Origin of the sequence: Amphiplicatus metriothermophilus, assembly GCF_900199215.1 — a bacterium.
Taxonomy (GTDB): Bacteria; Pseudomonadota; Alphaproteobacteria; order Caulobacterales; family Parvularculaceae; genus Amphiplicatus; species Amphiplicatus metriothermophilus.
Genome location: NZ_FZQA01000002.1, coordinates 400,779 through 412,930, shown reverse-complemented (window position 1 = coordinate 412,930; position 12,152 = coordinate 400,779). Strand labels below are relative to the sequence as shown.

At 65.5% G+C, this 12,152-nt stretch carries 15 protein-coding genes, 1 tRNA gene and 1 pseudogene; 9 read left to right on the top strand and 8 right to left on the bottom strand.

Going from position 1 to position 12,152, the window contains the following annotated elements:
* The first annotated feature begins 18 nt into the window (after positions 1–18).
* The 3 genes from lpxA to lpxB are packed head-to-tail and all read left to right on the top strand — an operon-like array spanning position 19 to position 2,854.
* Complete coding sequence (lpxA, locus tag CHB64_RS06740) at positions 19–804, top strand: acyl-ACP--UDP-N-acetylglucosamine O-acyltransferase (RefSeq protein ID WP_089411827.1); 786 nt, start codon at positions 19–21, stop codon at positions 802–804.
* Between the two features lie 5 nt (positions 805–809).
* Entirely contained in the window at positions 810–1,664 is an 855-nt protein-coding gene (locus tag CHB64_RS06735) for an LpxI family protein (RefSeq protein ID WP_089411826.1), read from the top strand.
* Entirely contained in the window at positions 1,661–2,854 is a 1,194-nt protein-coding gene (lpxB, locus tag CHB64_RS06730; RefSeq protein ID WP_089411825.1) for a lipid-A-disaccharide synthase, read from the top strand. Before CHB64_RS06735 ends, lpxB begins: the two co-directional genes overlap by 4 nt.
* Here lpxB and ccmE read toward each other — a convergent pair.
* Genes ccmE through ccmD form a run of 5 tightly spaced genes read right to left on the bottom strand, consistent with a single transcriptional unit; the run spans position 2,851 to position 5,526 of the window.
* Positions 2,851–3,303 (bottom strand): cytochrome c maturation protein CcmE, encoded by a 453-nt coding sequence (gene ccmE / locus CHB64_RS06725; RefSeq protein ID WP_089411824.1) that lies wholly within the window; start codon positions 3,301–3,303, stop codon positions 2,851–2,853. The two genes, lpxB and ccmE, sit on opposite strands and share 4 nt — an antisense overlap.
* Positions 3,300–4,043, bottom strand: coding sequence for a heme ABC transporter permease (locus CHB64_RS06720; protein ID WP_089411823.1), 744 nt, complete (start codon positions 4,041–4,043; stop codon positions 3,300–3,302). Before CHB64_RS06720 ends, ccmE begins: the two co-directional genes overlap by 4 nt.
* 3 nt (positions 4,044–4,046) lie before the next feature.
* Positions 4,047–4,715, bottom strand: a complete 669-nt coding sequence (gene ccmB / locus CHB64_RS06715) for a heme exporter protein CcmB (RefSeq protein WP_089411822.1) — start codon at positions 4,713–4,715, stop codon at positions 4,047–4,049.
* Positions 4,712–5,350, bottom strand: a complete 639-nt coding sequence (ccmA, locus tag CHB64_RS06710; RefSeq protein WP_089411821.1) for a heme ABC exporter ATP-binding protein CcmA — start codon at positions 5,348–5,350, stop codon at positions 4,712–4,714. The genes ccmB and ccmA overlap by 4 nt, the downstream gene beginning before the upstream one ends.
* Positions 5,350–5,526, bottom strand: coding sequence for a heme exporter protein CcmD (ccmD, locus tag CHB64_RS06705; protein WP_089412021.1), 177 nt, complete (start codon positions 5,524–5,526; stop codon positions 5,350–5,352). The genes ccmA and ccmD overlap by 1 nt, the downstream gene beginning before the upstream one ends.
* A 158-nt stretch (positions 5,527–5,684) precedes the next feature.
* Here ccmD and CHB64_RS06700 point away from each other — a divergent pair, with 158 nt between their 5' ends.
* From CHB64_RS06700 to rplA, 6 genes are all read left to right on the top strand, one after another.
* On the top strand, positions 5,685–6,632 hold the full coding sequence (locus CHB64_RS06700) for a head GIN domain-containing protein (protein WP_089411820.1): 948 nt from the start codon (positions 5,685–5,687) through the stop codon (positions 6,630–6,632).
* Between the two features lie 69 nt (positions 6,633–6,701).
* Positions 6,702–6,777 (top strand) — tRNA-Trp (locus CHB64_RS06695).
* Between the two features lie 154 nt (positions 6,778–6,931).
* Positions 6,932–7,216 (top strand): preprotein translocase subunit SecE, encoded by a 285-nt coding sequence (secE, locus tag CHB64_RS06690; RefSeq protein ID WP_089411819.1) that lies wholly within the window; start codon positions 6,932–6,934, stop codon positions 7,214–7,216.
* 32 nt (positions 7,217–7,248) lie between these two features.
* Positions 7,249–7,782 carry a transcription termination/antitermination protein NusG gene (gene nusG, locus CHB64_RS06685; RefSeq protein WP_089411818.1) on the top strand — a complete coding sequence of 178 codons (534 nt, stop codon included), beginning with the start codon at positions 7,249–7,251 and terminating at the stop codon, positions 7,780–7,782.
* A 658-nt stretch (positions 7,783–8,440) separates the two neighbouring features.
* The gene (rplK, locus tag CHB64_RS06680) at positions 8,441–8,869 is read left to right on the top strand and encodes a 50S ribosomal protein L11 (RefSeq protein WP_089411817.1); all 429 of its coding nucleotides are present in this window, start codon (positions 8,441–8,443) and stop codon (positions 8,867–8,869) included.
* 3 nt (positions 8,870–8,872) lie between these two features.
* Positions 8,873–9,568 carry a 50S ribosomal protein L1 gene (gene rplA, locus CHB64_RS06675; RefSeq protein ID WP_089411816.1) on the top strand — a complete coding sequence of 232 codons (696 nt, stop codon included), beginning with the start codon at positions 8,873–8,875 and terminating at the stop codon, positions 9,566–9,568.
* Positions 9,569–9,617: 49 nt separating this feature from the next.
* On the opposite strand, the gene CHB64_RS06670 is transcribed toward rplA, so the two are convergent.
* From CHB64_RS06670 to CHB64_RS15745, 3 genes and pseudogenes are all read right to left on the bottom strand, one after another.
* A complete protein-coding gene (locus CHB64_RS06670) occupies positions 9,618–10,586 on the bottom strand; it encodes an SGNH/GDSL hydrolase family protein (RefSeq protein ID WP_089411815.1) in 969 nt (322 codons plus the stop codon).
* Positions 10,571–11,344 (bottom strand): acyltransferase family protein, encoded by a 774-nt coding sequence (locus tag CHB64_RS06665; protein ID WP_268802337.1) that lies wholly within the window; start codon positions 11,342–11,344, stop codon positions 10,571–10,573. Before CHB64_RS06665 ends, CHB64_RS06670 begins: the two co-directional genes overlap by 16 nt.
* A 52-nt stretch (positions 11,345–11,396) precedes the next feature.
* A pseudogene (locus CHB64_RS15745) lies at positions 11,397–11,678 on the bottom strand (acyltransferase family protein); the annotation flags it as partial.
* Positions 11,679–12,152 lie beyond the last annotated feature (474 nt).

The window sequence follows — 12,152 nt, the reverse complement described above, 5'->3', positions numbered from 1 at the left end:
TTCCGCGACGGCAGGCATATGGGCATCCATCCGACGGCCATCATCGAAGACGGCGCCGAAATCGACCCGACAGCGCAGGTCGGCCCTTATTGCCGCGTCGGGGGGCGCACGAAGGTCGCAGCCGGCGTCCGGCTCCTCTCGCACGTCGTCGTCGAAGGCCGTACGGAGATCGGGGCGCGGACGATCGTTCATCCCTTCGCCGTTCTGGGCGGGCCGCCCCAGCATCTCGGCTATCGCGGCGAGGACACGCGCCTTGTCATCGGCGCAGACAACGTCATCCGCGAACATACGACGATCAACATCGGCGCGCCCGTCGGCGGCAGCCTGACGCGCGTGGGCGATCGCGGCTACTTCATGACCGGCGCCCATATCGCGCATGATTGCATTGTCGGAAATGACGTGATCTTCGCCAACAACGCCACTTTGGGCGGGCATGTCGTCGTGGAGGACGGCGCCTTTCTCGGCGGGCTTTGCGCGATCCATCAGCATTGCCGCATCGGCGCCTTCGCCTTCATCGGCGGCTGCGCTGCGGTGACGGGCGACGTCATTCCCTACGGTTCGGCGGTGGGCAATCACGCCCGCCTGGAAGGGCTCAATATCATCGGCCTGAAGCGCCGCGGCCTCTCCCGCGAAGTCATACACGAGATGCGGGCGGCCTTTCGCCTGCTGTTCGCAGGCGAGGGCGCGTTTCAGGAGCGTCTCGCCGAGGCGGAGCGACGCTACGCCCATCGCGAAGAGATCATGCGGATCATCGCCTTCATCAAGACGGAGTCGCGCCGGCCCATTATGGCGGCGGCGCGCTGACGGCGATGGCGGGCCGCGGCAAGCTCGGCGTCATCGCGGGCGGCGGCGCGCTTCCTTTGCGCATTGTAGAAGGCTGCACGCGTCGCGGCGAGGGAGTTTGCGTCATCCGCCTCGCAGGATGCGCCGACGCGGCGCTGACGGCTTTCCCCGGGGAGGATTGCGGTCTCGGCGAAGCCGGCAGGATCATCGAGGCGCTGCGGCGGGAAGGCTGCGAACGGGTGGTGTTGGCCGGCCTCGTCCGCCGGCCGAACTTCAAAAGTCTCAGGCTCGACTGGCGAGGCGCGGCGTTGCTGCCGAGAGTTGTCGCCGCGGCGGCTCGCGGCGACGGCGCGCTGCTCGATCTGCTGGTCGCTGAACTCGCCGCCGAAGGATTTCGCGTCGTCGGCGCGCAAGAGGCGCTTGACGAGCTCGCTGCGCCAGCGGGCGTCATGGGCGCCTATGCGCCGTCTGCGGACGATCTCGCCGATATGCGCAAGGCGGCGGCCCTGATCGCGGCGCTCGGCCCGTTCGACGCCGGCCAGGGCGCTGTCGTCGCGGGGGGGCTCGTGCTTGCGGTCGAGGCTGCAGAAGGCACTGATGCAATGCTCGCACGCTGCGCATCGGCTCCGGTCCCTCAGGGCGCGGCGCGAAGCGCGCGCGGCGTTCTCGTCAAGCGCCCCAAGCCGGGCCAGGACCGGCGCATTGATATGCCGACCGTGGGCATTGAGACGGTGCGGCGCGCCCATGCCGCCGGCCTTGCAGGAATCGCGGTCGAGGCCGATGGCGCGCTCGTCATCGACGCCGCCGAGACGATCGCCGAAGCCGACAGGCTCGGCCTGTTTCTCTATGGGTTCGATCCAGAGGAGACGCACGCGCCGTGAGCGGCAAGGTGGTTCCGATCGACTGGGCCGCGTCGCCGGAGCGGATCTTGCTTGTCGCGGTAGAGCCGTCGGCGGATGCGCTGGGCGCGGCGCTCTTGCGCGAGCTGAGGCCGCTCTTTTCCGCTGAGACCCTGTTCGAAGGATGCGGCGGCCCGCTGATGGAACGCGAAGGGCTCAAGAGCCTGTTTCCCATCGACGCCCTGTCGGTCATGGGACTTACGGATTCGGTTCGGGCCGGGCCTGAAGCCTTGCGGCGCGCGGCGGAAATCGTGCGCCTGGCGGAAAGCGAACGGGTCGACGCGATCATCTTCATCGACGGCTGGGGTTTCTCTCGGCTCTGCGCGACCCGACTGAAAAAACGCGCGCCGTCGACGAAGCTCTTCAAGCTCGGCGCCCCGCAGGTCTGGGCGTCGCGACCGGGCCGGGTCGGTTTCGTCAGGAAACATTTCGACGGAGTGTTGTGCCTGTTGCCCTTCGAGCCCAGGATTTTTCAGGAGGCGGGCGTGCGCGCCGCCTTCATCGGCAATCCGAACTTTCAGGCCGCCTGGGCGGCGCGCGGGGACGGCGGCGCCTTTCGGAGCCGACATGAAATGGGCGATGCGCCGCTGCTCGTCCTCGTTCCCGGCAGCCGGCGCTCAGAGATCGACCGTCTCATGCCTGTCTTTGCCGAGGCGGCGAAGCTGCTCGCAGAACGCACCCCTGATCTGCGCTTCTGCATCCCTCTCGCGCCGGCCGTCGCCGAGCGCGTGCGGAGGAAAGCCGCCCGCTGGCCTGTTCCGGTTACGCTCGTCGAGCCGGAGGAGCGTTATGACGCCTTCGCCGCTGCCACTGCGGCGATCGCGAAATCCGGCACGGTGACGACCGAGCTTGCGATCAATCACACGCCGATGGCGGTCGCGTACAAACTCGATCCGCTCACCGCCTTCTGGGCGCGGCGGGTCATGATCACGCCTTTCGTCACCATCCTGAACGTCACAGCCGGCGACTATGTCGCGCCCGAGCTTCTTCAGGGCGCATGCACGCCGCGCAATCTCGCCGGCGCCGTCGCGCCGCTTCTCAGGGAGAGCGAGGCGCGCGCCGAGCAGCTCGAAGCCTTTCCGAGGCTTCTGGCGAGCCTGGCGGTCGACGGCCCGCCCGCGGCGAAGCTCGGGGCGGAGAAAATCCGCGCGTGGATGAAGGGGCCTGCCTAAGGTTTGTAAGCGCCGCCTTCTTCCTTCCAGCGTCCTTGCTCTTTCAGCGCGTCGGCGACCTCCTTGGGCATGTAGGTCTCGTCGTGCTTGGCGAGCACTTCGCTGGCTTCGAGCCGGCCGTCGACGAGGCGGCCCTGCGTGACGACGCCCTGGCCTTCGCGGAAAAGATCCGGCAGGGGGCCGCGGTAAAAGACCGGCGTGCGCGCAAACTCATCGATCACGACGAAACGCACGGCGGCACCGCCCTCCGCATATTCGACGCTGCCGGCCTCCACGAGTCCGCCGAGACGGATGAGCCCGGAAGGCGGCGCGGCCAGACGCGAGAGGTCCGCGGGGGTGTAGAAATAGGCGACCGACTGGCCGAGCGCCGTCAACACCAGCGCCACTCCGCCGGCGGCGACGGCGAAGACGCCGGCGAGAAGGGCGAGGCGTTTTTGCTTGCGGGTCATTCGGGGCGCACTCCGGAGATTTTTTCCGTCGCCAGCGTTTCGAGCCGCGCGAGCCGCCGCGCGGCGAGTTCGGCGCGCATGGAGACGAGCAGCAGCGCGCCGTAGGTCGTCATGTAAGCGAACGCCATGAAAAAAAGCGGCGGGCGCATGGACTCGTGGATCGTCGGCCCGCCCGCCCGGAAAACGCTCGCGGGCTGATGCAGCGAGTTCCACCAGTCAACGGAGAATTTTACGACCGGCAGATTCACAGCGCCCACGATGGCGACGATCGCGGCGAGCCGCGCGGCGCGCGCGCGTTCCTCGACCGTCTCCCAGATCGCGATATAGCCGAGATAGAGAAAGAACAGGATCAGCACGGAGGTGAGGCGTGCGTCCCACGCCCACCATGTCCCCCACATCGGCTTGCCCCAGAGCGAGCCGGTGACAAGGGCGAGGGCGGTGAACACCGCGCCGATGGGCGCGGTGGCCTTTGCTGCGACATCCGCGAGCGGATGTTTCCAGATGAAGCCCGCTGCCGAAGCGCCGGCCATCGCCGCATAGCAGAACAACGCCATCCATGCCGCCGGCACGTGGACATACATGATACGCACTGTCTCCCCCTGCTGATAATCCGCAGGCGAATTGAACAGAGCGTAATAAAGCCCCGCCGTGAACAGCAGCACCGACATCGCGCCGAGCGCCGGAATGAACGGCCGCGCGAGACGCGAGAACTTCTCGGGGTTGGCGTATTCCGTGACCATGGTTCAGCGCATGTTGAAGCGGATCGCGGCGGCGCCTGCAAGGGGTGCGAGCGCCGCGGCGAAAAGCGTGACCGCGCCAAGCAGAAGGAGCGAAGGCCCATAGCTCGGCGCGCCCTCAAGGCCGGCTTTCGCCGCGCCGACGCCGAAAATAAGCGTCGGCGCGTAAAGCGGACCGACAAGGATCGACACGAGAGCGCCCGCCCGGCGCATCCCCAGCGTCAGCGCCGCGCCGAGCGCGCCGATCAAGGACAAGGCCGGCGTGCCGATGGCGAGCGACAGCAGCAACGGGCCGTAGCCTTCCTGCGGGAGATTGAGCAGGAGCGCGAGGACCGGCGCGGCGATAATGAGCGGCAGGGCGGAGGTCAGCCAGTGGGCGACGGCCTTGGCCAGGACGACGAGCTCCAGAAGGTCGGCGGTCTCGATCATCACGTCGAGCGAGCCGTCCTCGAAATCCGCCTGAAAGATTCTGTCGAGCGAGACCAGGGTTGAAAGCAGCGCCGCGGTCCACAGGACCGGCGCGGCGAGCTCGGCGAGCGTGTCGAGGTCCGGCCCGACCGCGAGCGCGAAGACAAGAACTGCGAGCGCGAAAAAGAGCGCGGCCTGCACCGCCCCGCCGCCGGCGCGCAGGGCGAGCACGACATCGCGCGCCACGATCGCGACGAGCCCGCTCACGCCGTCGCCTCCGGTCCCACTATCACGGCGCGCGCGCTTGGCAGCGAGATCCGGTCGTGGGTGGCGATGATCGCCGCGCCGCCTTTGTCGCAGTGAGCCTTTACAAGCCCGGTCAGCCGAGCGAGGGAGTCGGCGTCGATAGCAGCGGCCGGCTCGTCGAGCAGCCAGAGCGGCTTGCCGGAGAGGACGAGGCGCGTCAGTCCCGCCCGCCGCTTCTGTCCGGCCGAAAGCCGTGCCGCGGGCTGGTCAGCGAGGGATGCGAGATCAAGCGCGGCGAGCGCCTCCTCGATCCGCGCTATGGGGGCGCGGTGGAGCTTCGCCCAGAAGGCGAGGTTTTCTCGCACGGTCAGGGCTGGCTTCAGCGCATCGGCGTGGCCGGCGTATATGGCGTGGCCGCGCCGGTCTTGCGCTTCGCTTCCGGCGTTGGTCAGCGCGATGCGGCCGCGCTCGACTGGCAAAAGCCCTGCGATCGCGCGCAGCAGCGTCGTCTTGCCGGCGCCGTTGCGGCCTTTCACTAACAGCGTCTCGCGCGGCGCAAGCGTGAGCGAGACGTCGGCGAGAATGGTTCGCCCGCCGCGCGCCACGGCGACGTCCTCCAGCCGGAGGCCGACGGCGAATCGGGCGGCCGTGCGCATCACGCCTCGCCGCGGGGGTTTTCCGCGCGCCGTTCTTCGAGCGCGCGCAGGCGGGCGCGAACCCGGCTGTCGCGCCGCCAGATGAAAAAGGCGAGCCCGCCGAGCCCCAGCGCCGAAACGGCGTAGGCCGGCCAGACGAAGGCCGCATGCCCGCCCATGTGGAAAAACTCGCTCATTGGCGCGCAACCAAGCACAATTCGCCCGCCGGCGCCGTCGGAAACATCGTCGCGCGCCAGGATTCCGCCTGAAAGGGGCACCGGTCCGGTTTTTGCTATATCCTGAAAGACCAATTCCAGCCGCGCCTGAGGCGGCGCGGGCTAGGGGAGGGCCGCCGATGCTTCGCAAGACCGCTTTCGCCGCCATGCTCGCCGCGGCGGTCATACAGGCGAGCGCCGCTGCGGCGCGCTTCGAGGCGCAAAGCATCCGCTTCGAGAACGTGGTCGGAACGGTGGAGATCGTTACGAATAACGGGTCGCAGACCGACGTCGTCATCCGTCAGGGCAAGACCCATGCTCCTCTGCAGCTCATGCTTGAGGACGGGACCGTACGTGTCGTCGGCGAGAAATGGCGTGAGGAGGAAACGCGCGACTGCTGCAACGCGCGCATCCTGCGCCGCGTCGATCCGCGCCGCGGACGAACCGCTTCGACAGGCGCGCCCGTGAACGAGGCGTTCTTCGCCGACCATCCGACCATCCAGGTGACAATGCCCCGCAAGGGGGATGCTGCCTTCGTCGACGCCCGGGTCAGGTTGCGGATGGACGCGCTCGACGGCGCGCTCGATCTCGACGGCTGCTATGTCTATGGCGAAACGGGAAATCTCGGCGAGGCCGTTATCAGCCTTGTCGAGGGCAGCCGGCTGGTGATCGGCGACGTCGCCGGCGCGCTCGAAGCCGATATTTCCGGCGATGCAGACCTGCGCGCCGGCAAGGCGGCGATGGCCGACATTGACATAGCGGGCCCGGGCGACGTGGTCTTCGGCGAGATAGGCGGGATGCTCGACGTGTCGATCGCCGGCTCGGGGACCGTGCGGGGCGCGCGTCTGGACGGACCGCTGACCGCGCGCATCGCCGGCTCAGGGGCGGTGATGATCCAGGCGGGGCGGGCGGACACGCTCAAGGCGACGATCGACGGGTCGGGCTTGGTGCAGTTCGAAGGGACGGCGGTGCGCCCCGACTTGCGGCTTTTCGGCTCGGCGGAAGCCCGTTTCGGCGCGGTCGAGGGGCGCCTTTCACGCGCCGGCGGCGGCGAAATTCATGTGGGTGGCGTCGAGGTTCCGCGTTGATAAGTTCTTGACAGGGCGCGGCGTCTATTGAACCTCGCCGGCGGCGGTCTTATTGAAGACGCCCGGCCTAGGGGTATAGCTCAGCTGGTAGAGCATCGGTCTCCAAAACCGAGGGTCGGGGGTTCGAGTCCCTCTGCCCCTGCCAGGCCGGCGCATGTCCGCCGCGCTTTCGCCTGCGGTCTCTTGACGCCGCGCCGAAAAGGTTTAGGTACGGCCCATCATCCGAAAAAGACTAAAGGCGAAGCAGCGTCGGTCCGGCGCGCGAGGGACCTTTGTCCGGAGCGGAGAAAAGGGCGGTTATGGCCAGACAGAAAAAGCCTGCGGGCGGCGCCGAGACCATTGAAGGCAAGGCTGAGGAAGTCTCGCGCAAGAAAAAGAAAACGAGCCCGCTCGAATTCATTCAACAGGTCCGCGCCGAAATGCTGAAGGTCACTTGGACCTCGCGTAACGAGACGCTGATTTCGACCGTCATGGTGCTCATCATGGTGGCGATCATGGCGCTGTTCTTTTTCCTGGTGGATCAGGGTCTGCGTTTCGCGGTGTGCACGATCCTGCCGATCGACTGCGTTCCGCTCGACCGATAGCTTTCAACATTCACACGCGACGGAATCCGGCCATGGAACCCAAATGGTATATCGTCCACGCCTATTCCAACTTCGAAAAGAAGGTGGCGGAGGCGATCAGGCAGGCCGCCAAGGAAAAGGGCCTTGAAGCGCTCATCGAAGAGGTCTTCGTGCCGACCGAAGACGTGCAGGAAGTGCGACGCGGGCGAAAGGTCACGACCGAGCGCCGGTTTTTCCCGGGCTATGTGCTCGTCAAAATGGTGCTCAACGACGACACCTATCATCTCGTGAAGGAAACGCCGAAGGTCACGGGCTTTCTCGGCTCCGGCAAGAAGCCGATGCCGGTCAGCCAAAAAGAGGTGGACCGCATTCGCGGCGTCGTCGAGGATAGCGCCGAGCGGCCCCGCTCCACGATCACCTTCGAGATCGGCGAGAACGTGCGCGTGGTCGATGGTCCGTTCGCGTCATTTTCAGGTGTCGTCGAAGACGTCGACGAGGATACGGCGCGGCTCAAGGTCGCGGTGTCGATCTTCGGACGCGCCACGCCTGTCGAACTGGAATTCAGCCAAGTTGAGAAGGCGAGTTAAGTCACTCTTCCGCCGTATCCTCGCCGCGCTGTGCGCGTAATCGCGTGCGAGACAAAGCTCGCCGAAATCGCGTCATCGCGTTAATCGGCGGGTCTGTAGGCGGTTTCTCCCTATATCTCTCTCCCCGACCGCCGCGGGCTCGTATCGTCGACGGCCGGCCGCATGCGTTTCTTGCGGCCGGCCGCCTTGACCGCGCGCTCCCCGGCGGCGACGAGGTCCTGTCCGCGCATTCTCCGTAAACGGGAGCGCCGCGCCCTTGACGCGCATAGGTCGGCCGGGTATGTAAATTTATAACATAACTACTCCGGACGGCGGCATAAGCCGTAAATAGCCGGCGCGCGTATGTTTTCGTTGCGTAGAGTAGATTTTGTTGCGTATCGGCGGATGGGCTCGAGTCCCCTATAGGGTTCATCCGCCTTTTTCGATCGGCGCAAACGCCTGACGCAGGCGGCCCCCGTCAGCTCGAGATACGACTCGTCCCGCCAAGCTTGCTGCGGCGGGCGTCAACGCTTGCAGAACGGGCGGGCATCGGCTAAAGGCGACGCTCCCTCGCGGGAGGCCGCCGGCGGAAGTCCACGCCGGGCCGCACCGCGACCCTTCAACCAGCCGGGCTTCGCTGTAAGAACGGCGCGGGCCGGCGCGACGCAGGAAGGCTGTCATGGCGAAAAAAATCGCAGGCTACCTGAAGCTTCAGGTGCCGGCGGGCTCGGCGACGCCGTCGCCCCCCATCGGTCCCGCGCTCGGCCAGCGCGGTCTCAATATCATGGAGTTCTGCAAGGCGTTCAACGCCGCCTCGCAAGAGATGGAAAAGGGGATGCCCGTCCCCGTCGTCATCACGATTTACTCCGACAAGTCGTTCACCTTCGCGATGAAGACGCCGCCGGCGTCTTACTATCTGATGAAGGCGGCGAAGATTCAAAAAGGCGGCTCGACGCCCGGCCGGGCCAAGTCCGGCACGGTGACCGTCGCGCAGTGCCGCGAAATCGCCGAAGCCAAGCTCAAGGATCTCAACGCGACCGACCTCGACGCGGCGACGAAAATCATCATGGGCTCGGCGCGCTCCATGGGTCTCGAGGTGGTGGAGTAAGTCATGGCCAGGATCGGAAAAAGACTGCGCGCCATCCGCGAGAACGTAGACCGGAACAGGACGTATACGGTCGAAGAAGCGGCGAAAATCATCAAGGAGAACGCCAGGGCGAAATTCGATGAGACTATCGAAGTCGCCGTCAATCTCGGCGTCGATCCCCGTCATGCGGATCAGATGGTACGCGGCGTCGTGGCGCTGCCGAACGGCACGGGCCGCACGGTGCGCGTCGCCGTGTTCGCGCGCGACCCGAAAGCGGAAGAAGCCCGCCAGGCCGGCGCCGACATCGTCGGGGCCGAAGATCTGGTCGAGAAGATTCAGGGCGGCTTCATGGATTTCGATCGCGTGATCGCGACGCCGGACATGATGCCGCTGGTCGGCCGGCTCGGCAAAATTCTCGGGCCACGCAACCTTATGCCGAACCCGAAGGTCGGCACGGTCACGCCGAATGTCGCGCAGGCTGTGAAGGACGCCAAGGGCGGCTCGGTGCAGTTCCGCGTCGAGAAGGCGGGCATCGTCCACGCCGGGGTCGGCAAGGCGAGCTTCTCCGAGCAGCAGATCGCTGAGAATGTGCGCGCCTTCATCGACGCCGTGGCCAAGGCCAAGCCCTCCGGCGCGAAGGGGACATATATCAAGAAAATCTCGGTTTCCTCGACCATGGGGCCGGGCGTCAGAATCGAGCCGTCTTCGGTGTCGGTCTGAAGCGACGCTTCATATCATGGGGAAAAGCCCGGCGGCCCGCCGGGCTTTTTCATTTCCCACCGGCTGAAAGATCTGTCGCTTCGGAGGCGGCGCAGGGCAGTCCGGCGGGCGGCGAAAGCGCGCTGGCGATGATGGCTGCAATGAGCGCCGCGCCCTCAGGGTCTGGATGAATGCCGTCTGCATTGACCGGCCGGCCGGCCTCGCCGGCGCGGCGATAGGCCTGCATGGGATCGATCGTCATGGCGCCTTTCTTCTCGGCGACGTCGAAGAAGGCCGCAATCGCCCGGCGCGCCCGATCGGGAGAGCCGACCTCGCGTGTCGTCGGGTGGAAATAAAAGATCCCCTTCGCACCGCGTGCCGCGATTTCGTCGAGCATGTTCGCGAGCGCGTCGAGGGACTGAGCTTTTCTGACCTCAGTGGGGGCGACTTCGATCCGCGGCGGGAAAAACCGCGCTCGCAAGCGTTGCAGCGCGGCTTCAGCGGCATCGCCGAGCGCGCCGACAGGCGGGCGCAGGCGATAGGGGATGAGATCGTTACGAAAGGTGGGAACGTCGTAGAGATCGTGGCTCGAAGCGACGATTACGGCGTCGTCGGCGTCGTAAAGTCCGTAGCGTCGGATGAACGCAAGCTCATTCACGGGTCCCCAACTCGACGCTGCGATCGCGCCGACGAGTATGGCGCAGTCGGGGTGTTCTTGGCGTAGAGTTTCTGCAAGGCGCGCAGCGATGGTCTCATCCTGCGAGACGTGATGGCCGCCATAGACGACGCTGTCGCCGATCAGCATGATCCGCCATTCGTCGGCTGGTTTTCGTGCCGGAAATTCCGGCGCGCGCATGCGGTGCGCGTTGATGCTGATGTGATTGCCGAACCGGCGATAGGTTTTGTCGGCCGCGAGGAGATACTCGATCTCGGGATCAGTCTCTGCAAGCGGCGGTTCGCCGAGCCCGACTCCGAAGCGCAACAACAGCTCTGCAGCCGCGACGAGCGCAGCGGAAAGGAGAATCATGCGCCAAAGCATTGCTCTTTCCTGTAGTGCGATGTTGTGGATGGGGCTGGCGGCGCGCGCCTTTTATGAAGCGATTTGCGAAGCCGCGCGAGAGGGCTCTCGACATAGCGATACATGACAGCCGCATAAACCGTTGTAACCATGCTTCCGACGACCAGAAGCGTGAAGGTATCATTCTTCGCAACGCCGTAATCTATCAGCATCTGAATTGCAACGAAGTGTATCAAATACATCGTATACGAACGAACGCCGATCCAGCGCATCGCGGGCGTATTGAGGATGGAAAAAGGAAACATGCGGGGCATACGGACGGCATAGTGAAAGAGCGGCATCAAAGCGAGTCCCTGTAGCGTATAGCGAAAAGTCGCCCTGAACGCCGGGTCGCGGTAGAGAAAGGTGAAGCACAGGATGGCTAGCGCCGAGCAGAGGATCGTCCACCGCAAGAACGGCGCTTGCGGAAAAATGCGGGCCGTCGCCGCAGACCGCTCAAGCAAAGCCAGCGCGCAGCCGAACAGAATGGAATCGATCCGCGTATCGGTCGCGATGTATATCGCGTGCGGCGAAACGCCGAGAAGATGATATTTGAGAAGTCTGAGAACGAGGGGCGCAAGCAGGCCCATGAAGATCAGCGCGCCGGCGCGCCAGCGGGTTGTCATCAGCAGGAACGCGAAGGGGTAGGCGAGGTAAAAATGCTCTTCTACCGCGAGAGACCATAGCACCTGTGCCGGGGACGATCGCGCCGGGAAACGAGCCGTGGAGCTGGTAGTAATTGAAACAGTATAGCGCCTGACACAACAGCGGAGAGGGATGCGCGCCGCCAGGCGCCGCCCCTACGGATTGCAGCCCGTAAACGACAGCCAGCGTAATGATGAGCGGCGGGGTCAGCCGGATCGCCCGGCGCAGATAAAAGCCTTTAATGTCGATACGGTCTTCTCGTGCGCGCTCCTCGATGAAAAGCCGGGTGATGAGGTAGCCGCTCAGGAAGAAAAACGTGGTCACGCCGAAGCCGCCCGGCACGACATGGCCAAGCCCTGCATGGGCCAGCAGAACGACAAGGACCGAGACAGCCCGGATGCCGTCAAGAGACGGGATCTGTTGGTTCAAGGCGCGAACATCCCTCTCCAATAAGCGTAGACATTCATGCAAGTTGCGTTCCCCGTTTCATGCATATACAGCACGAAGTCTGAAGCAAGCAGCATCGTTAAAGCCTTAATACTGGTGCAAAACGCATCTTGGCTGCAGGTCAACTGGAGCGTTGGGCCGGCCCGCCGGTTCTTTCCGCGCTCGCCCGGCGTTCGCTCGCCGGCCTGGGAGCAGGCGGCGGCTCCGCGAGCCCTGGGCTATTCCCGGGAGGCCGGTCCGCGAAAGGAGCGGCGTGCAAATAGGGTCTTGCAATTCCCGCTGGCGGCTGTATGACGCCCGCGCGTCCGCCGGAAACGGCGGGCCGCCTGTCCGAGACTGCGGGCGCCGGCGTCGGCCGGCTTAATCTCCCGCATAGACGGGAAGAAGGATCGTCGCCCGGTTCCCTCCGACGGAGGGTCGACGCGCCGTCCATCGACCTTCTGGACAGGCTCCGGT

Bases quoted from the DNA above. Each gene is read 5' to 3' on its own strand.
- lpxA (WP_089411827.1), top strand. From the start codon at position 19: ATGGGCATCCATCCGACGGCCATCATCGAAGACGGCGCCGAAATCGAC.
- CHB64_RS06735 (WP_089411826.1), top strand. From the start codon at position 810: ATGGCGGGCCGCGGCAAGCTCGGCGTCATCGCGGGCGGCGGCGCGCTT.
- ccmE (WP_089411824.1), bottom strand. From the start codon at position 3,303: ATGACCCGCAAGCAAAAACGCCTCGCCCTTCTCGCCGGCGTCTTCGCC.
- CHB64_RS06720 (WP_089411823.1), bottom strand. From the start codon at position 4,043: ATGGTCACGGAATACGCCAACCCCGAGAAGTTCTCGCGTCTCGCGCGG.
- ccmA (WP_089411821.1), bottom strand. From the start codon at position 5,350: ATGCGCACGGCCGCCCGATTCGCCGTCGGCCTCCGGCTGGAGGACGTC.
- ccmD (WP_089412021.1), bottom strand. From the start codon at position 5,526: ATGAGCGAGTTTTTCCACATGGGCGGGCATGCGGCCTTCGTCTGGCCG.
- CHB64_RS06700 (WP_089411820.1), top strand. From the start codon at position 5,685: ATGCTTCGCAAGACCGCTTTCGCCGCCATGCTCGCCGCGGCGGTCATA.
- secE (WP_089411819.1), top strand. From the start codon at position 6,932: ATGGCCAGACAGAAAAAGCCTGCGGGCGGCGCCGAGACCATTGAAGGC.
- nusG (WP_089411818.1), top strand. From the start codon at position 7,249: ATGGAACCCAAATGGTATATCGTCCACGCCTATTCCAACTTCGAAAAG.
- rplK (WP_089411817.1), top strand. From the start codon at position 8,441: ATGGCGAAAAAAATCGCAGGCTACCTGAAGCTTCAGGTGCCGGCGGGC.
- rplA (WP_089411816.1), top strand. From the start codon at position 8,873: ATGGCCAGGATCGGAAAAAGACTGCGCGCCATCCGCGAGAACGTAGAC.
- CHB64_RS06670 (WP_089411815.1), bottom strand. From the start codon at position 10,586: ATGCTTTGGCGCATGATTCTCCTTTCCGCTGCGCTCGTCGCGGCTGCA.